The organism is Paenibacillus sp. 1011MAR3C5, from assembly GCF_003591485.1.
Lineage (GTDB): Bacteria > Bacillota > Bacilli > Paenibacillales > Paenibacillaceae > Pristimantibacillus.
The window spans coordinates 455,892-475,764 of the sequence record NZ_QZCF01000002.1 but is presented as its reverse complement, the minus strand read 5'-3'; the positions used below and the strand labels follow the sequence as shown (position 1 = coordinate 475,764).

The 19,873-nt window shown below is 52.7% G+C and carries 22 protein-coding genes; all 22 read right to left on the bottom strand.

Annotated features, from left to right (window positions below; genetic code table 11):
* Positions 1–14: 14 nt before the first annotated feature.
* The 22 genes from D3P07_RS07150 to fur all read right to left on the bottom strand — a co-directional run bounded on the left by D3P07_RS07150 (position 15) and on the right by fur (position 19,840).
* Entirely contained in the window at positions 15–443 is a 429-nt protein-coding gene (locus D3P07_RS07150; RefSeq protein WP_119799499.1) for a stage V sporulation protein AB, read from the bottom strand.
* Positions 436–1,089: a stage V sporulation protein AA gene (locus tag D3P07_RS07145; RefSeq protein WP_119799498.1), complete on the bottom strand. Its 654-nt coding sequence runs from the start codon at positions 1,087–1,089 to the stop codon at positions 436–438. The genes D3P07_RS07150 and D3P07_RS07145 overlap by 8 nt, the downstream gene beginning before the upstream one ends.
* Positions 1,090–1,205: 116 nt before the next feature.
* The gene (gene sigF, locus D3P07_RS07140) at positions 1,206–1,961 is read right to left on the bottom strand and encodes an RNA polymerase sporulation sigma factor SigF (protein WP_119799497.1); all 756 of its coding nucleotides are present in this window, start codon (positions 1,959–1,961) and stop codon (positions 1,206–1,208) included.
* 19 nt (positions 1,962–1,980) lie between these two features.
* Positions 1,981–2,427, bottom strand: coding sequence for an anti-sigma F factor (spoIIAB, locus tag D3P07_RS07135; RefSeq protein ID WP_119799496.1), 447 nt, complete (start codon positions 2,425–2,427; stop codon positions 1,981–1,983).
* Entirely contained in the window at positions 2,424–2,777 is a 354-nt protein-coding gene (spoIIAA, locus tag D3P07_RS07130) for an anti-sigma F factor antagonist (protein WP_119799495.1), read from the bottom strand. Before spoIIAA ends, spoIIAB begins: the two co-directional genes overlap by 4 nt.
* 143 nt (positions 2,778–2,920) lie before the next feature.
* A complete protein-coding gene (locus tag D3P07_RS07125; RefSeq protein ID WP_397334543.1) occupies positions 2,921–4,105 on the bottom strand; it encodes a D-alanyl-D-alanine carboxypeptidase family protein in 1,185 nt (394 codons plus the stop codon).
* 500 nt (positions 4,106–4,605) lie between these two features.
* The gene (locus D3P07_RS07120; protein ID WP_119799494.1) at positions 4,606–5,211 is read right to left on the bottom strand and encodes a glycerol-3-phosphate responsive antiterminator; all 606 of its coding nucleotides are present in this window, start codon (positions 5,209–5,211) and stop codon (positions 4,606–4,608) included.
* 75 nt (positions 5,212–5,286) lie between these two features.
* Complete coding sequence (locus tag D3P07_RS07115) at positions 5,287–6,036, bottom strand: MBL fold metallo-hydrolase (protein ID WP_119799493.1); 750 nt, start codon at positions 6,034–6,036, stop codon at positions 5,287–5,289.
* Positions 6,037–6,045: 9 nt separating this feature from the next.
* The gene (locus D3P07_RS07110) at positions 6,046–6,858 is read right to left on the bottom strand and encodes a carbohydrate ABC transporter permease (protein WP_119799492.1); all 813 of its coding nucleotides are present in this window, start codon (positions 6,856–6,858) and stop codon (positions 6,046–6,048) included.
* A gap of 19 nt (positions 6,859–6,877) precedes the next feature.
* On the bottom strand, positions 6,878–7,759 hold the full coding sequence (locus D3P07_RS07105; protein WP_119799999.1) for a carbohydrate ABC transporter permease: 882 nt from the start codon (positions 7,757–7,759) through the stop codon (positions 6,878–6,880).
* Positions 7,760–7,896: 137 nt separating this feature from the next.
* Positions 7,897–9,192, bottom strand: coding sequence for an ABC transporter substrate-binding protein (locus tag D3P07_RS07100; RefSeq protein WP_119799491.1), 1,296 nt, complete (start codon positions 9,190–9,192; stop codon positions 7,897–7,899).
* Positions 9,193–9,407: 215 nt separating this feature from the next.
* Positions 9,408–10,130, bottom strand: a complete 723-nt coding sequence (locus D3P07_RS07095; RefSeq protein WP_119799490.1) for an MgtC/SapB family protein — start codon at positions 10,128–10,130, stop codon at positions 9,408–9,410.
* A 109-nt stretch (positions 10,131–10,239) separates the two neighbouring features.
* On the bottom strand, positions 10,240–11,028 hold the full coding sequence (locus D3P07_RS07090) for an HAD-IIA family hydrolase (RefSeq protein WP_119799489.1): 789 nt from the start codon (positions 11,026–11,028) through the stop codon (positions 10,240–10,242).
* Positions 11,025–12,677 carry a glycerol-3-phosphate dehydrogenase/oxidase gene (locus tag D3P07_RS07085; RefSeq protein ID WP_119799488.1) on the bottom strand — a complete coding sequence of 551 codons (1,653 nt, stop codon included), beginning with the start codon at positions 12,675–12,677 and terminating at the stop codon, positions 11,025–11,027. The genes D3P07_RS07090 and D3P07_RS07085 overlap by 4 nt, the downstream gene beginning before the upstream one ends.
* Positions 12,678–12,907: 230 nt before the next feature.
* Positions 12,908–14,236, bottom strand: coding sequence for a pyrimidine-nucleoside phosphorylase (locus tag D3P07_RS07080; protein ID WP_119799487.1), 1,329 nt, complete (start codon positions 14,234–14,236; stop codon positions 12,908–12,910).
* 30 nt (positions 14,237–14,266) lie between these two features.
* Positions 14,267–14,437: an aspartyl-phosphate phosphatase Spo0E family protein gene (locus D3P07_RS07075; RefSeq protein ID WP_119799486.1), complete on the bottom strand. Its 171-nt coding sequence runs from the start codon at positions 14,435–14,437 to the stop codon at positions 14,267–14,269.
* A gap of 109 nt (positions 14,438–14,546) precedes the next feature.
* Positions 14,547–15,371, bottom strand: a complete 825-nt coding sequence (locus D3P07_RS07070; RefSeq protein WP_119799485.1) for a purine-nucleoside phosphorylase — start codon at positions 15,369–15,371, stop codon at positions 14,547–14,549.
* Positions 15,372–15,486: 115 nt separating this feature from the next.
* Complete coding sequence (gene deoB, locus D3P07_RS07065) at positions 15,487–16,671, bottom strand: phosphopentomutase (RefSeq protein WP_119799484.1); 1,185 nt, start codon at positions 16,669–16,671, stop codon at positions 15,487–15,489.
* Positions 16,672–16,740: 69 nt separating this feature from the next.
* Entirely contained in the window at positions 16,741–17,631 is an 891-nt protein-coding gene (xerD, locus tag D3P07_RS07060; protein WP_119799483.1) for a site-specific tyrosine recombinase XerD, read from the bottom strand.
* Positions 17,632–17,745: 114 nt separating this feature from the next.
* Positions 17,746–17,979 carry a DUF4227 family protein gene (locus D3P07_RS07055; protein ID WP_119799482.1) on the bottom strand — a complete coding sequence of 78 codons (234 nt, stop codon included), beginning with the start codon at positions 17,977–17,979 and terminating at the stop codon, positions 17,746–17,748.
* Positions 17,980–18,075: 96 nt separating this feature from the next.
* Complete coding sequence (gene ald, locus D3P07_RS07050; protein ID WP_119799481.1) at positions 18,076–19,218, bottom strand: alanine dehydrogenase; 1,143 nt, start codon at positions 19,216–19,218, stop codon at positions 18,076–18,078.
* Positions 19,219–19,378: 160 nt separating this feature from the next.
* Positions 19,379–19,840: a ferric iron uptake transcriptional regulator gene (gene fur / locus D3P07_RS07045; RefSeq protein ID WP_119799480.1), complete on the bottom strand. Its 462-nt coding sequence runs from the start codon at positions 19,838–19,840 to the stop codon at positions 19,379–19,381.
* Between the last annotated feature and the right edge of the window lie 33 nt (positions 19,841–19,873).

Below are 19,873 nucleotides of genomic sequence, written 5' to 3'. Positions count from 1 at the left end.
TCTGTATGCTCGCCCTACCACTGGAATACTAGCCAATCGAACAAGGAACCGAGCGTTTTCCCTAGCACCATCGCCATAACAAGTCCTACGATATAACGCGACAGCTGCAGGCGCTTCGCCAGAATCGGCAGAACGTTCATCACTTCAGTCAGCGCCGCCGCCAGCATGCCGACGAAGATTCCGTCGAACAAGCCCGCTCCGCTCAAGAACAGCGGAGGAAACAGCGAGAGGTTCCAATCCATAAAGTCGGCGAACGTCCAATAAAGCGCTCCGCTAATCATCGCCGTCTCGAACCAGATAGACAGCCGGAACGCATTCGTCAGCTGCGCCAGCCGCGGTATCAGGTCGAAGACGATTAATAGTGCCACAAGACCGCTGCCCACTGCCAATCCGCCGCCAAGTCCTAACACGGCAATAAACAGATTCGCCAATACGTCAATCATGGGAGCCACCGCCGTGGAGCTGATCGTAGTTAGCCTTTTTCCTCATTTCATCCGCAATGACGTAATCATTAATATTCTCTTGGTACATGAACAGCTCAACCTCCAGCGGATTGGGCTCTTCATTGAACCGCTTGCGAAAGATGTGGTTGAAGAACAGCACCATACCAAGGCCAATACCGAATGAATACGGAATTTGAAACCAAAGGGGGTGCTCCGTCTTCTTCCCCGTCACGAGCTCGACAATACGGATATGGACCTCCTTCATGCTGACGTCCGTGTGGAAGTTCATAATCGCCAGACCTGCTCCAAAAAAGAGCAGCAGCCACGCTAGCACAAGCAGCGCATACCTCGGCTTGACCGGCTTGTCTGCAACCATCAGCAGCACCTGCGGATCACCATAAGCCTCGATGGTCACGTCGGGGTACAGAAGCCGGATCGACTTGACGATCTGGAGCATATCAATGACGACACGGTTGCCGTCCTGCTTGCGATGCTCATAGAGCTGCAGCGTCTTCAAGCTGTCCTCCAGCCCGTCATCATCCGTCATCAGTCTTGCCACTTGTCCAAGCGTGACGGTGTGCATAGGCTTGATGTAGATTCTTTTTTTCAATCGCAGATAGAGGACCCCATGGCTGGAATTGCCCATATGTCATCATCCCTTCTGCCCTTTCATGGCGTATCGTTTCCCGATTAGTATGAGACAAGGAGGATAAGGATACTCAGCCAAAAAAATGAAGAGCCGCAAAAAAAAAGACCAAACCGCTATTGAGCGATTTGGTCCCTGATCGATTGCAATATTTTTTTCTCCAGGCGCGATACCTGCACCTGCGATATCCCTAGCCTGCTGGCGACCTCGGATTGCGTCTTGTCTCTATAATAGCGCAAGTAGACAATCAAACGCTCCCTCTCGCTCAGCCCTTCAATTGCTTCTACCAGCGCCAGCTTATCGAACCAACGCTCCTGTGAGTCGTCGGCAATCTGATCCATCAGCGTTATCGGGTCTCCGTCATTCTCGAATACCGTCTCGTGAATCGAAGTCGGCGGCTTATTCGCCTCCTGGGCGAACACAACATCCTCCGGCGTAATGCCGAGACGCTCCGCTACCTCCGAGATCGTCGGCAGCCGCCCTAGCGTCTTTGACAGCTCATCCTTCATCTTGCGCACCTTGTTCGCCGTCTCCTTGAGCGAGCGGCTTACCTTCAGCGTGCCGTCGTCCCGCAGAAACCGCTGGATCTCTCCGATAATCATCGGAACCGCATACGTTGAAAATTTCACGTCATACGACAGATCGAATTTATCAACCGACTTCAGCAGTCCGATGCAACCGATCTGGAACAGATCCTCGGGCTCATAACCCCGGTTGATAAAGCGCTGCACAACAGACCAGACCAGTCTGATATTACAGCTGACAAGCGTATCTCGCGCGACGGTGTCCCCAGATTGGCTGAGAGCGATCAGACGTTTCACTTCCGCGTCATCCAAATAAGGCTGGGCTGTTTGCTTCAAATCGACATCCATGAGGCTCAACCCCTATGCTCTAATTGTAGAGCGCTTTTTTTGACTCGATTCTCTTCTGCATGTCTACCCGGGTTCCGCCGCCCATCGAGCTGGAAACCTCGAAGCGGTCCATAAAGTTTTCCATGATCGTAAAGCCCATACCAGAGCGTTCCAGCTCCGGCTTCGACGTATAAAGCGGCTGACGCGCCAGCTCGACGTCCTCAATGCCACGGCCTCGATCCGATATGACAATGGATACCATGTCACGGTCGATGATAGCCTCAATGTCCACCATCTGTGTTTCGTCGTTCTCATAGCCGTGTATGATCGCATTGGTTACGGCTTCCGAGACGGCCGTCTTCAGATCGTTCAGCTCTTCCATCGTCGGATCCAACTGGGATACGAACGCCGCGACTGCGATGCGAGCAAAGGCTTCATTCTCTGATCGGGCGCTGAACGAAAGCTTTAATTCGTTGCGGCTAGTCATGACACCACCTCCAAACTCGTAATCGCGCTGCGTTCATTGTCGTGAATGTCAATGATTTTGAACAATCCCGACAGTTCAAACAATCTGCGTACGGCGGGATTGACATCACAGACTACCATTTTGCCGCCCTTGGCCTTCACTTGCTTGTAGCGGCCCAGTATGACGCCGAGTCCCGAGCTGTCCATGAACCCCAGATCCTTCAGGCTCAGAATGACATGGGAGACGCTGTCGCGCAGTAAGGCTTCCTCCATCTTGTAACGGACGATATCCGCTGTATGATGGTCAAGCTCGCCATGCAACCGCACAATCAGCACTTTGCGGTAATGCTCCAATTCGATTTGCAGACTCATTCGCGCTGTTCATCTCCTTCAGGGTAATGGATACTCTTGCCGAGATAGAACTAGCAATTCTCTAAATGCCTCTCCGATTCCTGCACACCGACAAAACTAGAAGCATACCGCTAGGAGCTGACAAAAGCTGCACGGTTCTTGTATTAACGGAACAATCCGCCCGCTGCACGACCCAGAAGCTTCCACCAGCTGGCTTTGTCAATCTTCTTCGGTGCAGCTACATCATATTCCTTAAGCACCTGATCGCCCTGATAAACAATCAGCTTGCCGATCGATTGGCCTTCCTGAATCGGAGCCTTCAGTTGGTCATTGAGCTTCAGCTCATGACGGATATCCGCTGTCGGCGTCCCTTTCTTCAGCAAGATGCTGTACGGCTTCTCGGCAATAAGCTCAAGCTCGGATTCCATGCCCTTCTCGATTCTTGCCATCCCGATAGGATCGCCTTCGCCTACAATCGGATAATTCATATATTGGGCGAATGCATAATCGAACATTTGAGACACTTCGTTGTTCCGGTGCTTGGTTGTCGGTTCGCCCATGACGACCGCAATGACGCGCATATCATCCCGCTTCGCCGTCGCAGACAGACAGTATTTCGCTTCACTCGTAAAGCCGGTCTTGAGGCCGTCCGCACCGCTGTAGAACCGGACAAGCTTATTCGTATTGACTAGCCAGAACGGCTTCTCCGATGATTTCCTCAGGTAGTCCTGGTACAATCCCGTGTACTTCGTCACCTCGGAATGTTTCAGAAGCTCCCTGGACATAACGGCAATATCATGGGCTGAAGAATAATGTCCCTCAACCGGAAGGCCGTTCGGATTGACGAACTGCGTGTCGTGCATGCCAAGCTCCTTCGCCTTCTCATTCATCATGGCGACGAACTGGCTCTCCGTCCCAGCAAGCTTCTCTGCCATGGCTACCGACGCGTCATTGCCTGACGCCAACGCGATGCCTTTGATCATATCCTCCACCGACATCTCCTCGCCTTCCTCGAGGAAGATCTGTGAACCGCCCATGGATGCGGCATATTCGCTCGTCCGAACCATATCGTTCAGCTTGATTTTCCCTTCATCCAAAGCTTCCATGACGAGCAGCAGCGTCATAATCTTCGTAATGCTGGCAGGCGGAAGCCTGTCGTGGCTGTTCTTCTCGTAGATGACCGTTCCGGTATCTGCATCCATAAGAATAGAAGACCTTGCGGATGGCGCGAGGTCTATTGTTCCCGTGCTCTGCTGCTGCGGCGCCTTCTCCTCCGCGAGCGCTGCCGCCGGCAGCAGAAGCGTACATGTCATAATTACTGCGATTAATGAAGCTACTGATCTCTTCAACGAAATGTCCCTCCTGATAGATAGATGTGCAATACGGCACTATTTTCCTTTCCAGTGTTGACGCTATCGCTGGAAATTATTCCTTGGAGGAGGATTTCGTCAATTGGTTCTATTGGGTTAAGGTCTTTCTGAAGGACTGCTGAGGGGTATGAAGAAGCCTTGCATCCTAACGGTACCATAGACCGTTCTCGTTATAGCGTAGCAAGACAGGAAGCTGCTAAGCTTAATGGACCTCATAAAAGAAGAACGCACACTCTCCTGAACCTTGCGGAGGAGCATAGAATCTGCTGCTTCAGAAGCTTCAATCACAAGGGGATTTATAAATCTGTGCAACAAAAAAAGCCGGCGCATCAGCGCCAGCTTCCTCTCCAATCATTCGTTCGCAAATATCATTCTTCGATGCCTGCTACGAAGCAGGCCAGCTCATCTATAACAGCATCGGCATCTCTGCTGGTCTGTCTGTATAAATGTGTGCCGAACAATAGTCAAGCTTAGAGTATTCAGCCCATATGCTGATCCTGCCAGCGCCACAGCTCCTTGCTGGAAGTCGATATCCCGATGACGCCGCTCTTCAGCGCCAGCTCATAATCCTGCATATCCACCATCAAGCCTCCGGCTATAATCGGGATGTCCAGCTCGGCGCGAATGCGCCCCATAATCCGCGGGCACACCATGCCGGGGAGCACTTCGATTGCATCAGGCTCTGATGCCTTCGTCATCTTGATTCCGTTCTCAAGCGAGACGGAATCAAAGACGAACAGGCGCTGAACGGTAAGCAAGCCCAGCTTCTTCGCTTCCGCGATAATATTGTTTTTGGTCGTTACAATGCCGTCAATACCAACCTTCTCTGCCAAATAAGCCACACCGGTTTTATCCTTACCGATCCCGTCAATGAGATCGAAGTGAACGAAGGACAGCTTGCCGGCATCCCTAATTCCCTCCACGATTGCATCGATTCTGAATATATCCGTCTTCAGGATAAAGACGACGCTGGAGGTGGTCTCCAGCACGGGCTGCAGCTCCTCCTCGTTCATCAGGGATGTAATAATCGGCTTGCGCTTCAAAAAATAAGCCATTCTTCTGGCACCGTCATGATCTTTTCTCATATCTCATCACCTCATCGTTGATTCAACGCTATCTCCGGGTCTCCGGTTCAATCAACAGCGAAAACCGCTCAGTCGCTACAGCAGCTCGCTCTCCAAATCCTGCGCCAGCCTCATCCGTGAACGAATATAATGCGGCACCTCGGCGAACACCTCATCATAAGGCTCGTCGTCAGTCAAATGCACCAGCGCGAGCCGGCGAACAGCCGTCCAATCGTAATACAAAATGATCTCTCGCAGGCTGCTATGGGAAGCTAGCGGTCTGCTCGCCGTCGTAGCTTCGTGGATGAGCAGGTCGATACGGCTCATCGCTTTGATCACGGGATTAAGCTCCGTGTCGGAAGAATACACTGCTACTTTGCCTTGGTGCTTCAGCTTTACGCCAACCGTAGGCACCGCGTGCCTGCCGGGAAATATCGATAGCTCTGTATCCGAGTCGCTAACCAATACGGAGGGTTGCTTCCATGCATAAGTCCGAACCACTACTTCGTAGCGTGCAGGCCATTCGGACATGCCCAGCATGCCGATCCAGCTCTTCACCCAATCCCGATCCGATTCGTCGCAATAAATGTCCAGCGGCTTCTCTCTTCCGTCCAGCCACATGCCCCACAATAAGGAGGGAAGTCCGTAGATATGGTCGATATGCCCGTGCGTCAGCACAAGCCTTGCTACCTCATCCGTCCGCATATCGAGCCTCTTCAGCTTCCCTAACGGATTGCCTCCGATATCGATCATTGTACTGCCAATTTCGCTGCGCAGAAGCAGCGATGTATTGTCCCGATCCCGTCCGGCTGCCGCACATGCCGTACCCATGAATACAATCTCCATCGCATCCTCCTACTTCAATCCGGAATGCATGAAGCTGTCGACAAATTGTCTTTGGAAGAAGAAAAATGCAGCCAGCAAAGGCAGGATCACCAGGACGGTCGCGGCAGTAACAGTCCCCCATTGTGCACCGGTCTCGAACGACTGGGCGAAGATCGCAATGCCGACCGTCAGCGGTCTCGACTCGACCGAGTTGGTCACGATTAGCGGCCACATGAAGTTGCTCCAATGCGTGCTAACAGAAATTAGGCCGAAAGCGACGTAAGTCGGCTTAGCCGATGGCAGATAAACATAGAATAGTGTCTGCCACCATTTGCAGCCGTCCACCTTGGTCGCATCGTCCAGATCGACGGGAATTTGCTTAAAGGTCTGACGAAGCAAGAATACGCCGAAGGAGGATGCCCAATACGGCAGCATGATCGCCAGCTTGGAATCAATCAAGTTAAGCTCCTTCATAATGGCGTAGTTCGGGAAGATCAGAATGTCCGGCGGAATCATGATCTGCACCAGAAATACGATAAAAATTACGCTGGAGCCGATGAATGTCAGCCTGGCAAAGGCATAAGCCGCAAGCGTAACCGTGATCATCTGAACCGCCAGAATGCCTAAAACGATCACAATCGTGTTCAAGTAATATTGCAGGAACGGGATCGTCTCCCATGCTGCCAAATAGTTGCCGAATGTCGGATTTTTCACAGAAAACGGATTCATGCGCGTGATCACTTCGATCGATGGTGTAAACGAAGTCAGTATCGTCCACACTAGCGGCATGATAAAGAGAATGCCCAGCAATACAATGATAGTTCGATTGATGATGCGATACATGTACCTGCACTCCCCTTCCCTAGTAGTGGATGCGCTTATCCAGATAAGCGTAGTTGAAGATTGAGATCGCCAGCAAAATAACAAGCAGTACAACGGTCAATACGGACGCTGCGCCCATATCCCAGAAGCTGAATGCCGTCTCGTAGAGGAAGAACAGCAGCAGATTGCTGGCATTGTCCGGCCCGCCTTTGGTCATGATGTACAGATGGTCGACCAGCTTGAAGGCATTTGTCGTAGCAACGATCATGCAGAACAGCGTGGTCGGCATAATGAGCGGGAACGTAATTTTGCGGAAGATATGGAATGGCTTCGCTCCTTCGATTTTCGCGGCTTCATAGACGTCACCCGGCAAGTTCTGCAGCCCTGCGAGATAGAAAATCATAAAGAATCCGGCTTCCTTCCAGATCAGCATCACAATCATCGCATACATCACCCAGCCCGGTTCGCCGAGCCAATTCGCTCCGTCAATGCCGAACAGGGACAGAAATTTATCCAACAAGCCGTAATCCGGCGTATAAATGAACAGCCAGATGTTCGCAATACAGATCATCGGGATCAATGTCGGATAGAAGAACGAGGCTCTCAGAAAGCCGTTCCCTTTCATTTTGTTATTCACCCAGATCGCCATATAGATGGCTAGCAGCAGGCTTGTTGGCACCGTTCCGATGACAAGAATCAGATTGTTTTTAATAACCTTGAAAAACACTTCATCCTGCAGCACTCTGGCATATTGGTCGAATCCGACAAAGCTCTGCGCTCCGAACGTGGAGCTGAAGAAGCTGAGATAAATCGACTTGAACGTCGGATAAAAGGTAAACATCACCAAAAACACTAAGGATGGAAGCAGAAGGGCATAAGCAAATGCATTTTCTTTCCAGTTGATCGAAAATCTTCGTGTCATGTTCATCACCCGTTTCCACCTTGAAGAAGGTTTAATGACAGCACAAGAACCGCGAGCATGCATGAACGCGCTTTCACCAATTGAAAGCATTCGGATGCTTGTCGCGGCTCTCAATGGTCTCTGGCCTAATCTCTATTTTATTTGGATTGGAACGGCTTTAATATTCCATCCGCCTGCTCCTGCGATTTTGCCAGCGCTTCCTTGGCGCTTAGCGTGCCGAGCAGCGCAGCTTGAATATTATCGTTGAAAATCTTGGTCACTTGGCCGTTCTGGTACGTGGAAAGCTCACTATCGGCGAACTCCAGTTGGTCGCGCGCTACAGCTGCCTCAGGAAAGTCTGCAACATATTGTTTCAGCGCCTCCGTCTCATAGGATGCCTTCGTCGTGCCGACATAGCCGGTATCGATCGACCACTGTGCAACTCTCTCCGGCTGCGTCAGGAACTCGATAAATTTAACGGCTGCTTCCTTGTTGCGCTCCGGGATATCCTTGAACACATACAGATTGCCACCGCCTGTCGGGGAGCCGTACTGCTTGTTGGCCGGCAGGAACGCTACGCCAAAGTCAAAGGCGGCTTCGTTCTTTACTTTTGTCAGATTGCCAGTCGTGTGGAACATCATCGCCGTCTTCCCGCTAATGAAATCGGAAGGAACGGTCGCCCACTCAATCGTTCCGGAAGGCATCACTTTATCCTTCTGTCCCAGATCCATATAGAATTGCAGCGACTCCTCTACATGAGGCTTGTTGAAATACACTTGCTTGCCGTCGTTCGACATGATGTTTTCGCCCGATTGAAGCGACAGCGCTTGCAGCATCCAGTATTGATAGCCGGTGCTCGGAATTTCGATGCCCCACTGTGAGCCATCTGTCTTCGTCAGCTTGGCAGCATACTCGCGCAGCTCTTCCCATGTGGCTGGCGCCTTGTCCGGGTCAAGACCTGCTTCGCGGAATTTATCTTTGTTGTAATACAGGACGATGGTGCTTCGTTGGAACGGAACGCTCCATACTTGATCTCCCGATTTGGTGTTGCCAAGAAAAGCTTCGTAGAATCCGCTGAAATAATCTTGCGAGAAGCGCGGCGTCAGGTCCTCGATCGCATTCATCGAGAGAAGCGTGTACAGATCCGTCGACAGGAGCACGGCCATATCCGGCGAGTTGTTGCCTTGAACGGCTGTCGCCACCTTGGTCATCGTATCCTGATAGCTGCCGCCATAGATCGGCATGACGCTAATATTTTCGTTTTCTCTTTCGAAATCTTTGGCGAGTTGGTCAATCAGCTTTGTGATCGGTCCGCCGACTGCTACCGGGAAAAAGAACTGGAGCTTAACCGGTCCGTCCCCATCGTCGCTTCCTTTGCCGCCGGATGAATCACCATTGCTGCATGCCGAAATGATAAATGCAAATACAAGGATCAATAATGCCAGCTTCTTCATTCGGAATCCCCCTATGTCATTTTGGCCGGATAAAAACAAGAGAGAAGTCCTCTGCATTAAAACGCTTTCAAACATACGAAAGCAGTTCGTCATGCAAAGGGCTTCTCATCATCTCCGCCCGGCATTTTCAATTGTACATGTACATTTTACATGCGGTTCACGAATTTGACAAGAAATATTTTGACATTTTGTTTGCGCTTTCATGATTGTTTTCTTTACTCGCGTTCTCTCCAGTTCATCCGCACTTGTTTGATGCCTTCTACCTGCCAAAGCTGCTGGAACAGCGCATTGATTCCTTTGGCATTAAAGGAGTGAACGCGGAATTCCATCGTACAGGAGGTGCTTCCCTGATCGTCAGCATCGCTGTTCATCACGTTCAATTGCTCGACCGACATATTCGATTTCTCCAGCAAAGAGGTAATCCGATGAATCTCCACAGGGCTATCGCCGGTATCAATGACGATTTTCAGAGTACCCGCCTTTTTGATAAACAGAAACTTCGACTCAAACTTGTTAAGTACCAGCGTGCTGAGCAGGACAAGCACAGTCGTCACGACTGCGGGCCAGTAGAAGCCTGAGCCGACACTTAATCCGATCGCCGCCGCAACCCATAGCGTAGCGGCTGTAGTCAAGCCCGAGATGACATGATTGGAGCGTCTTAATATCGCACCCGCCCCCAGAAATCCGATGCCGCTAACCACTTGCGCCGACAACCGCGCGGGGTCGAACCTGGCATTGGGATGATTAATCAGGTCGCTGTCGAAGCCGTAGATGGACGTGAGCATAATTAAGGCAGCTCCTACGGCAACGAGCAGATGCGTCTTGAGTCCGGCCTGCTTCCTCCGTCTCTCCCTCTCCCATCCAATGATGCCTCCGAGCAGGGCAGCGAGTAGAAGCCGCAGCAGCATCGTGTCCGTATCCAAGGAAATTTCGAACATGGCAAACCCTCGTCTCATCGTTTCATTACTTCACATTAATCAACCACTTCTACGTACATGGGACTTCGCTTATCCGTGACTTGACGTATCGCCCAACCTGCCAGCTCTATTAACCGGCCTGACCGATCTCCCACACCGATTGGAGCACATATGTTGGCCTCACATCGGAGCCCAACCAGTCATCGGCTCCCGTTACGCCTGTCAATACGAGCGCGGTGCCCATGCCGGCCTGCTGCCCCATTCGGATGTCAGTCTCCAGACGGTCGCCCGTCATCAGACAATCCTTCGCATCCACTTTCAACAGATCCAGCGCCGTCTCGGTCGTAAGCGACGATGGCTTGCCCATAACAACCTCCACCTTAATGCCGGATGCGCCTTCAATCGCGCCGATCATCGCCCCGCAATCCGGGATCTCGCCTCCAGGCATCGGACATGTGCGGTCGGGATGGGTGGCAATGACGCTGGCGCCGCGCTTGATGGCTTGATAGGCAAAATCCAAGTGGTCGTAATGGAAGTTCCGATCCCACGATATGACGACAACCCCCGTCTCATCAGGCGAATCCGCGAAGGCGATTCCATTGTCTTTCAGTTCGTCTTTTAATATATCTTCTCCGATGACATAAGCCTTATCGCCAGGATGATGGCGCTTCAAGTAATGAATGGTAACCAACGCCGGATTCAATATTTCGTCCAGCGTGATCGAAAGGCCAAAGCCGTTCAGCTTGCGCAAATAAGCCTCGCGCGAATCGATCGTTTTGTTCGTCAGAAACAGCAGCTTCTTGCCGAGCGACTGCAGCCGCTTGATCGTCTCCACCGCCCCTTCGATAGGGTCGCTGCCGAGGTAGATGGTTCCGTCCAGGTCAAAGATATAGGCCGAATATTGATGAAGACTTCTCATGCACGACTCCTCCATACTTCCTTAATCTGGTCTTCGATGAGCATATGCTGCCTGCGCACTTCAGGTTCGCTCCAGCTCAGGATAGCAGCCATTATGTCGACTACAGCATCACGCGTAAGGTCCGCCCGCTTCCGATCAAAGAGCAGCCAGCCTGTACGCCGCAGCAGAAAATCTACAGCGTTCAGCGTCAGCTCATAATCGATGCAATAGAGAATTTCACCGTAGAGGAGCTGGTCTTTCTTCGCCGAGTAACCCTCCGCGCTTTGGGCCGCCTGCAATACGCCCAACGTATTCGCGCCATACCGGCTGGCCAGATCAGCAACTTCCGCCCTTGTAAGCCCCATATCCCCGCCAAGCCTCATAGCGGAATCGATGGCTTGTTCATAGCTTGTACCCGGACCAGCCCCTCCGCTGATCGGTTCCTTATCGGTGGTGCACGGCGGATAGATATTGCCATTCTCATCCTGCAGCTGTTTCGCAGCCAAATCCACGACCTTCTCCGCCATCTTGCGGAAGCCGGTCAGCTTGCCGCCGGCAATGGTAATAAGGCCGGAATCCGACAGGATGATCTCATCCTTGCGCGATACCTCGGAAGGGCTCTTGCCTTCCTCCCACAATAACGGACGAAGCCCTGACCAGCCCGTCTCTACATCCCGCTTCTTCAGCCGGACGCTTGGGAACGCCGCGTTGACAGCCCCAACCAGATAATCGATATCTTCCTCTGTGATTCCTGGTTCTTCGAGTCCGCCTTTGTATATCGTATCAGTCGTGCCGATATACGACTTGCCGCCGCGCGGGATGACGAAGATCATCCGTCCTCCCGGGACGTCGAAGTACGCCGCTTGCCGGATCGGCAGCTTGTCATAGTCGACGACCAGATGGACGCCTTTTGTGAGGAGCAGCCTTTTGCCATGCAGCGAGTTATCCCGCTTCCTCACTTCATCCACCCAAGGTCCCGCCGCATTTACGATTTTTTTGGCAAAAATCTCATAGCTCTTTCCGGTCGCCAGATCAAAAGCTTTGACCCCCGCCGCTTTGCCTCTTCGGTAGATGAATTGCTCCACCTTCGCATGATTGGCGATAAGCGCGCCCCGGGACCTGGCGCTCTTCATCACTTCCACCGTCAGCCGCGCGTCGTCTGTCCGGTATTCATAATAGTAGCCTGAGCCCTTCAGCCCCTCCGTCTTGAATAGCGGCTCCAGCTCTATCGTCCGTTCTCTCTTGTACATTTTGCGCCTCTCGCTTCTCTTTACACCTGCAAGCCAGTCGTATATATACAAGCCAACGGCGCTGGCGAGATAGCCGTATGTCCCCTTCTTATAAATCGGCAGCAGCATCGGGATCGGATCGACAAGATGCGGAGCACTCTTATGCAGCAGCGCTCGCTCAGAGCCGACTTCCCTGACGAGATTAACCTCGCCTTGCTTCAAGTAACGAAGTCCGCCATGTATTAGTTTGGTCGAACGGCTGCTAGTGCCCGATGCGACATCGTTCATCTCCAGCAAGCCTGTCCTTATCCCCCTTACGCTTGCATCCCAAGCAATGCCGGCTCCGGTAATACCTCCGCCGATGACCAGCAGGTCCAGCTCTTCCCCGGCCATCTGATCCAGATAACGCTCGCGCTCCCTTGCCGAGAATAGGGTTTTCATCGTGCATTCCTCCTTGGTAGCTCCCAGTCATATTGCAGGGACCGTCCGGAAATGCAAAAAACCCTTCTGCAAAGAGCACGCACCGAATAGGTGCTCACTCTGCAAAAGGGTTCTCCATTTTCTCCGACCACTCTGCTAAGCTATGATTAATTCCATTATATGCCGAGACGGACCGGCTGTCTACTCTTATTTCGCATGCTGCTGCTATACCGCAGCAGCATGCCTCCGTTCTAGAAACGTGTAATGCCCTCTGAAGTAACGACCGAAAGAAGCAAAGGGCGCAGTTCCGGCTTCTCCTTCTCAATCCGATAGGCTCCGAGCACGCGTTCGCTCACTTGATTAGCCGCATCATTCTTGTCACGCACATGCAGAACCGCAAGCGTATCGTTTTCCTTGACTTCATCGCCTACCTTCTTCCGGAGCGTAAGGCCTACGGCATAATCGATAACCGAATCCTTTGTCTCACGCCCGGCTCCCAGCATCATGGCTGCAAGGCCAAGCTGCTCTGCTTCGATGGCGCTGACATATCCGGACTGCCGGGCTTGCACTTCTATCGTATATGGTGCCCTAGGCAGAAGCTCCGGTTGATCGGTTATACGTCCATCACCACCCTGAGCTTCAATGAAAGCCCGGAACTTAGCCAGTGCTTCGCCGCTCGCCAGCTTTCCACGCAGCAGTTCCTTCGCTTCCTCAAAGGTTGAAGCCTTGCCGCCAAGTACGACCATATGCGCCCCAAGCGCCAGGCACAGCTCAGTCAGATCGCCCGGCCCTTGTCCTTTAAGCGTAGCCAGCGCCTCATCCACTTCTAGTGCGTTGCCGATGGCAAAGCCAAGCGGCTGATCCATATCGCTGATGACCGCTGCCGTCTGCCTGCCTACTTCCGAGCCAATGGCCACCATTGCGTTCGCCAGCTTCTCGGCATCCTCCACCGTCTTCATGAAAGCGCCGCTGCCTGTCTTCACATCCAGCACGATGGCGTCTGCGCCCGCCGCAATCTTCTTGCTCATGACGGAGCTGGCAATTAGAGGAATAGATTCTACCGTACCCGTCACATCTCTAAGCGCATACAGCTTCTTGTCTGCAGGCGCAAGATTGCCGCTCTGTCCGATAACAGACAAGCCGATATCATTCACCTGACGGATAAAGTCCTCCCGTGAAAGCTCTGTATGAAAGCCCTCGATCGCTTCCAGTTTATCGATCGTACCGCCTGTATGTCCAAGGCCGCGCCCCGACATCTTCGCAACCGGAACGCCGGCGGACGCCACGAGCGGCCCGATTATCAATGTCGTTTTGTCGCCAACGCCGCCTGTGCTGTGCTTATCTGCTTTAATACCATGAATCGGCGACAAATCCACTTGATCGCCTGAAGCAGCCATAGCCAGTGTCAAGGCCGCTGTCTCGGCAGACGTCATCCCGCGGAACAGGACTGCCATTGCCCACGCCGAAATCTGGTAATCGGGAATTTCGCCGCGGCTGTAGCCCTTAACGAGAAATTCGATTTCCTCGGCCGTCAGTTCGCCGCCATCGCGCTTCTTATGTATCACATCAACAACCCGCATAGCTGCTCCCTCCATTAGAAGCAGGCGCAATTACGTCGTACGGGCGAGCAGTCGGCGTTCGGATTGAACCCGAACGATGATCTCATCCAACGATTGGCTGAGCACCAGCACATCGCGGTGCAGCAAGTTTTTCTCCGAGATTGCCGTCTCAACCATTGCATTGCGCAGCTGCTCCAGCTGCATTAGTAACTGCTTATCCATTGCTCGTCCACTCCATCTTTCTTTGATCATGGACATTATACGACGATTCCCGTTTGGAAAACTGTCACATTGAGTCGAGGCAAATGTTACAATTGTGTTACAGAAACAGTTACATTTTGGAAATTAATGCAGTTACCAGACCCAAGAACTGGGACTTGACACGTTCCGTCGTCTCCATGACTTCCTCGTGGGACAAGGGCTGATCCAGAATTCCGGATGCCATATTGCTAATACAGGAGATTCCGACTACTTCAATGCCCGAATGACGAGCCGCTATAACCTCGGCAACGGTCGACATTCCGACAGCATCCGCGCCCAATGTGCGAAGCATGCGAATTTCGGCAGGAGTCTCATACGTCGGACCGAGCAAGCCTGCGTATACGCCTTCCTGAACTTCAATGCCTTGGCTAGCTGCAATCTCCTGAGCAATGGCACGCAGACGCTTACTGTAGGCTTCCGACATGTCTGGGAAGCGAACGCCAAGCTCATTATCGTTCGGGCCGATCAACGGGTTTTTGCCCGTCAGGTTGAGATGATCCGAGATGAGCATCAGGTTGCCCGATGCGAAGTTCAGGTTGATGCCGCCGGCTGCGTTCGTCACAAGCAAGGATTGTACGCCGAGCGCCTTCATGACGCGAACCGGGAATGCCGTCAGTTCAGGACCGTAGCCCTCATACATATGGAAGCGTCCCCGCATCAGCACAACGGAACGCCCCGATAGCGATCCGATCAGCAGCTCACCCGCATGTCCCTCAACTGTCGAAATTGGGAAATGAGGGATTTCATGATAAGGAATAACTGTCGCATTTTCGATGTAATCGCCCAGCACGCCAAGTCCGGAGCCCATAATAAGACCAATTTCCGGCTTTACGCCTGTTTTCTGTTGTATATACGCTGCAGCTTCCTTGATATGCGCTGCTGTTAATTGATTCATGTTTATTCCTCCTAAAAAGTTTTACGAAGTAAAACTTACTTCGTAAGCATAGGCTTAAGTTTTACGAAGTAAAACTTACTTCGTAAGCACAGGCTTAAGTTTTACGAAGTAAAACTTACTTCGTCTCCAGTAAATTCAAGAAGCTTGTCCCGTTCGGCGGCGCCTGGACGCCGAAATTATCGGCGATCGTCGCACCCAGATCCGAGAAGGTCTCCCGTATCGGCAATTCGCCCGTATTCTTGAACGCAGGACTATATAGCAGCACGGGTACGTATTCACGCGTATGGTCCGTACCGGGATGTGTAGGGTCGTTGCCATGGTCCGCCGTCACGACAAGCAGATCCTTTTCGCCGATGACGCGTTCAAGATCAGGCAAGGCGCGGTCAAACTCCTCCAGCGCGCGGGCATAGCCCTCCGGATCTCTGCGATGTCCATACAGCGAATCGAAGTCGACCAGATTCGTGAACAGCAGCCCGCGGAACGGCTTCTTAAGTCGATCCAATGTACGCTGGATGCCGTCTGCGTTGCTTTTGGTCGGGGTTGATTCCGAGATGCCTTCGCCATCGAAAATATCATTGATCTTGCCGATTGCAATCGTATCGAATTCTCCGTCCTTAAGCTCGTTCAGGACCGTAGGCTGCGGCGGCTTCACCGCATAATCGTGGCGGTTCGGCGTGCGCTTGAAGCTGCCAGGCTCGCCTACATACGGCCTTGCAATGACGCGGCCCACCGTGAAGCGATCATCCATCGTCAGCTCACGAGCGATCTCGCAAGCGCGGTACAGCTCCTCCAGCGGAATAATATCCTCATGCGCAGCGATCTGGAACACGCTGTCTGCCGATGTATAGACGATCCACGCGCCGGTCTTCATCTGCTCTTCGCCCAGCTCATCCAATATTTCCGTTCCGCTTGCTGATTTATTCCCGATGACTTTGCGTCCCGTCCGCTCCTCGAACGGTCCGATCAGCTCCGGCGGGAATCCATCTGGGAACGTCTGGAATGGAACGGTCAATTTAAGCCCCATGAGCTCCCAGTGACCCGTCATCGTATCCTTCCCAACAGACACTTCAGCCATTTTGCCGAAATAAGCGCCTGATACGCTGCTCTCCGGCTTCCATTCTCCAATGGAGGCAATCCGGTCCAGTCCCCAGCGCCGCAGATGCGGCAGCTCCAGGCTGCTTACCCGCTCCGCGATATGGCCAAGCGTATGCGAGCCTTTATCTCCAAATTGCTCGGCATCGGGCAGTTCACCGATGCCGACGCTGTCTAGTACTATAACGGCAATACGTTCAAATTTCATGTTATGTTCCCCGCTCTCTGACTGTAATTTTCGTATGTATTGCTTTTTAATCTTGCAAAGACCACAGCATTACGCTCTCGGGTGCGCTCCTGCGTAGGCATCCTTCAGCCTTGTTTTGGAAAGCTGTGTATACTTCAGCGTAGTGGCGATGTCTGCATGACCCAGCAGTTCTTGGACCGAGCGGATGTCAGCGCCGTTCTCCAGCAGGTGCGCGGCAACGGAATGACGCAGCGTATGCGGTGTAATCTCTGCCCCGATTCCCGCTTCCCTCGAATATTTCTTGAGCATTTTCCAGAAGCCTTGCCTTGTCATTCTCGTGCCCAGATGGTTCAGGAATAAAGCTGAATCGGGTTCGCGTCCGGTAATGAGGCATCCGCGCCCGAACTCCAAATAATCGTTAATCGAATCCTTCGCATGGCTCCCGAACGGCACGATTCTCTCCTTCATGCCATGGTTGATGCACTGTATATAGCCCAAATTCAAATGAACATGTTCAACATTAAGCGATACAAGCTCTGTTACCCGAATTCCGGTTGCGTAAAGCAGCTCAAGCATGGCCTTGTCGCGTTTGCCCGAAGCGGTGGCCGTATTCGGCGTCTCCAGCAGTGCGCTGGTCGAAGCCACAGTCAGGACAAGCGGAGGCTTCTTCTCCTGCTTCGGCGATTCCATATGTATCGACGGGTCCGACACAATAATGCCTCTGAGTGCCAAATAATGAAAGAAAGCGCGCACCGATACGATGTGGCGGGAGATCGTAGCCGCCTTCCGGCCCTGCTCCTTCAGCAGCATCATATATTTGGACAGATGATGGCGATGGACGCTTGCCCATTCCCCGATCCCTTCATCCTGCACATATCGAATGAACCGGTTCAAATCCCGTTCATACGAAGCGAGTGAATTGGGAGACAGCTTTCGTTCCAGCTGCAGATGAGACATATAAAGATTCAATTGAGCTTTCAATTGCAACTTCCTTTCGGGGATAATGCCAATACTTCTAGATGGACCTCCATCATGATTCAACATTCGACAACTATATTCCTGCTTTTGTATCGAATATCATGCGGCTTTACGCCATTATTCCCCGTACCAATAAAACCATCTTAGCCGGTCCGCTCCATACCCGGCCTCAGGCGACTCCGGATCCGTCACAAACACCTTCATCGCAGCGCCCTTCGGCTTCTGATAAGGATGAACAGGCGAAACGATATCGACCAGCCACCGGTAACCACCGACGGCAAAAAACAGCAGAAACCCGAATACGAGCAAGAACCAGATCCGGTTAAGCCAGCCCCGGAATGAAAATACCATGCCAAGCAGCCTCCTCTCCTCATACATCCGCGAATAGTCTGTCCCTATCACAGTATGAGCTAGCTGCCTGGATTATGTTAGCGACCAGTTGGAGCGCTAAGGCTCCAGCGAGTCGTATGCGATGCTCTCCAGAGCCTTCACAATGGGGGTGTAGGTATAACCCGTCGCTGTGGCTACCGCCTCATTCGTCACCATGCCCGCATACGTATTGACACCGCGCTGCAGCGGGAGACTCTTCCGTACGGCCGCCAGTCCATTCGTCGCAAGCTCAAGCGCGTACGGCATCGTCACATTGGTAAGCGCAAAGGTCGACGTGCGTGGGACGGCGCCTGGAATGTTGGCGACCGCATAATGCACGACGCCATGCTTCACATAGACCGGGTCATTATGAGTCGTCGGACGATCCACCGTAGCGATAGAACCGCCTTGATCGACGGCGACGTCTACAATAACGGCCCCTTTCTTCATCCGCTCCACCATCGCCTCTGTCACCAGATGCGGCGCTCTGGCTCCCGGAATAAGCACTGCGCCGATGACCAGATCCGCGTGGCTTACCGCCTCCGCAATATGGAACGGGCTAGACATTAATGTACGGATTCTTCCCTCGAACACTTCATCTATATAGCGCATTCTTTCGGCGCTCCGCTCAATCACGACGACATTGGCACCGAGGCCAAGCGCCATTCTCGCAGCATTCGTCCCGACAATCCCGCCGCCGATCACAACAACCTCAGCCGGCGGAACGCCAGGCACGCCACCCAGCAGCACGCCCCTGCCGCCATTGAAGGCTTCAAGAAACTGAGCGCCAACCTGAACAGCCATTCGTCCGGCCACCTCACTCATCGGCGTCAGCAGCGGAAGACTCCCGTTATCCAGCTGGATCGTCTCATAGGCAATGCCCGTGACGCCGCTCTCCACCAGCGCCTTCACCAGCTCCGGCACAGCAGCCAGATGCAAGTATGTGAACAATAGCAGCCCTTTTCGAAAATAACCGTATTCCGAAGGCAGCGGTTCCTTCACCTTCATAATCATGTCTGCTTCCGCCCATATTTCGGACGCGGCACTGCGCATAGATGCGCCTTCCCTGACGTAATCCTCGTCCTCGAAGCCGCTGCCGGCTCCCGCTCCGGACTCTACGACCACGGTATGTCCCGCCGCCGTCAGCATCGTGACCCCCGCAGGCGTCAAAGCAACCCGATATTCGCTTTGCTTGATTTCCTTCGGAATTCCTACAATCATCTGCCACGCCTCCTAATGGATTGTCACTAAGCGTACCTTATCCAGCATTGGCTTAAATTATGTGTATGCCGGCTGGTGCCGGAACGGAATCCCGCAAGTCTCTCCTATGAACGGCAAAACGGCTCTGCTCTCTACATCCGGTGGATGGATCGCATAGCCGTTATGATGGGCTTGAATGATCGTTTTTCTCTCTGCAGCGCACACAGACGCCTTGGAAGTCCAGTCTATGGTCTACTACGAAGAAACCATATTCCTGTTCCAGCCTCTCTTCCAGCGGCAGCAGCCAGTCTTCCTTAATCTCCTCCATCGTCCCGCACTGCACGCAGATGAGATGATGATGGTGATGCTTATTGCTATCCGTACGAAGATCGTATCTTGCCACACCATCTCCGAAGTTCATCTTCTCGACGACATGCATCTCGCTCAGAAGCTCGAGTGTCCGGTACACGGTTGCAAGGCCAATCTCGGGGGCTTTATCCTTCACCAGCATGAACACTTCTTCCGCGCTCAGATGGTCTTCTTCATTCTCCAGCAGCACGCGAACGGTAGCTTCACGCTGCGGGGTCAGCTTATAACCCTGCGACTGCAATTGTTGTTTGATCTTCTCAATCCGGGCTTCCATGATCTCCCCCCTACCACATGTCCGCGCCTCATA

What these genes read in the sequence shown, in the direction of transcription:
- D3P07_RS07145 (WP_119799498.1), bottom strand. Translation starts at nt 1,089, where the DNA reads ATGGGCAATTCCAGCCATGGGGTCCTCTATCTGCGATTGAAAAAAAGA.
- spoIIAB (WP_119799496.1), bottom strand. Translation starts at nt 2,427, where the DNA reads ATGACTAGCCGCAACGAATTAAAGCTTTCGTTCAGCGCCCGATCAGAG.
- D3P07_RS07070 (WP_119799485.1), bottom strand. Translation starts at nt 15,371, where the DNA reads ATGAATCAATTAACAGCAGCGCATATCAAGGAAGCTGCAGCGTATATA.
- spoIIAA (WP_119799495.1), bottom strand. Translation starts at nt 2,777, where the DNA reads ATGAGTCTGCAAATCGAATTGGAGCATTACCGCAAAGTGCTGATTGTG.
- D3P07_RS07080 (WP_119799487.1), bottom strand. Translation starts at nt 14,236, where the DNA reads ATGCGGGTTGTTGATGTGATACATAAGAAGCGCGATGGCGGCGAACTG.
- D3P07_RS07090 (WP_119799489.1), bottom strand. Translation starts at nt 11,028, where the DNA reads ATGAGAAGTCTTCATCAATATTCGGCCTATATCTTTGACCTGGACGGA.
- ald (WP_119799481.1), bottom strand. Translation starts at nt 19,218, where the DNA reads ATGATTGTAGGAATTCCGAAGGAAATCAAGCAAAGCGAATATCGGGTT.
- fur (WP_119799480.1), bottom strand. Translation starts at nt 19,840, where the DNA reads ATGGAAGCCCGGATTGAGAAGATCAAACAACAATTGCAGTCGCAGGGT.
- deoB (WP_119799484.1), bottom strand. Translation starts at nt 16,671, where the DNA reads ATGAAATTTGAACGTATTGCCGTTATAGTACTAGACAGCGTCGGCATC.
- D3P07_RS07110 (WP_119799492.1), bottom strand. Translation starts at nt 6,858, where the DNA reads ATGTATCGCATCATCAATCGAACTATCATTGTATTGCTGGGCATTCTC.
- D3P07_RS07120 (WP_119799494.1), bottom strand. Translation starts at nt 5,211, where the DNA reads ATGAGAAAAGATCATGACGGTGCCAGAAGAATGGCTTATTTTTTGAAG.
- sigF (WP_119799497.1), bottom strand. Translation starts at nt 1,961, where the DNA reads ATGGATGTCGATTTGAAGCAAACAGCCCAGCCTTATTTGGATGACGCG.
- D3P07_RS07115 (WP_119799493.1), bottom strand. Translation starts at nt 6,036, where the DNA reads ATGGAGATTGTATTCATGGGTACGGCATGTGCGGCAGCCGGACGGGAT.
- D3P07_RS07150 (WP_119799499.1), bottom strand. Translation starts at nt 443, where the DNA reads ATGATTGACGTATTGGCGAATCTGTTTATTGCCGTGTTAGGACTTGGC.
- D3P07_RS07055 (WP_119799482.1), bottom strand. Translation starts at nt 17,979, where the DNA reads ATGGTATTTTCATTCCGGGGCTGGCTTAACCGGATCTGGTTCTTGCTC.
- D3P07_RS07105 (WP_119799999.1), bottom strand. Translation starts at nt 7,759, where the DNA reads ATGACACGAAGATTTTCGATCAACTGGAAAGAAAATGCATTTGCTTAT.
- D3P07_RS07085 (WP_119799488.1), bottom strand. Translation starts at nt 12,677, where the DNA reads ATGAAAACCCTATTCTCGGCAAGGGAGCGCGAGCGTTATCTGGATCAG.
- D3P07_RS07100 (WP_119799491.1), bottom strand. Translation starts at nt 9,192, where the DNA reads ATGAAGAAGCTGGCATTATTGATCCTTGTATTTGCATTTATCATTTCG.
- D3P07_RS07075 (WP_119799486.1), bottom strand. Translation starts at nt 14,437, where the DNA reads ATGGATAAGCAGTTACTAATGCAGCTGGAGCAGCTGCGCAATGCAATG.
- D3P07_RS07095 (WP_119799490.1), bottom strand. Translation starts at nt 10,130, where the DNA reads ATGTTCGAAATTTCCTTGGATACGGACACGATGCTGCTGCGGCTTCTA.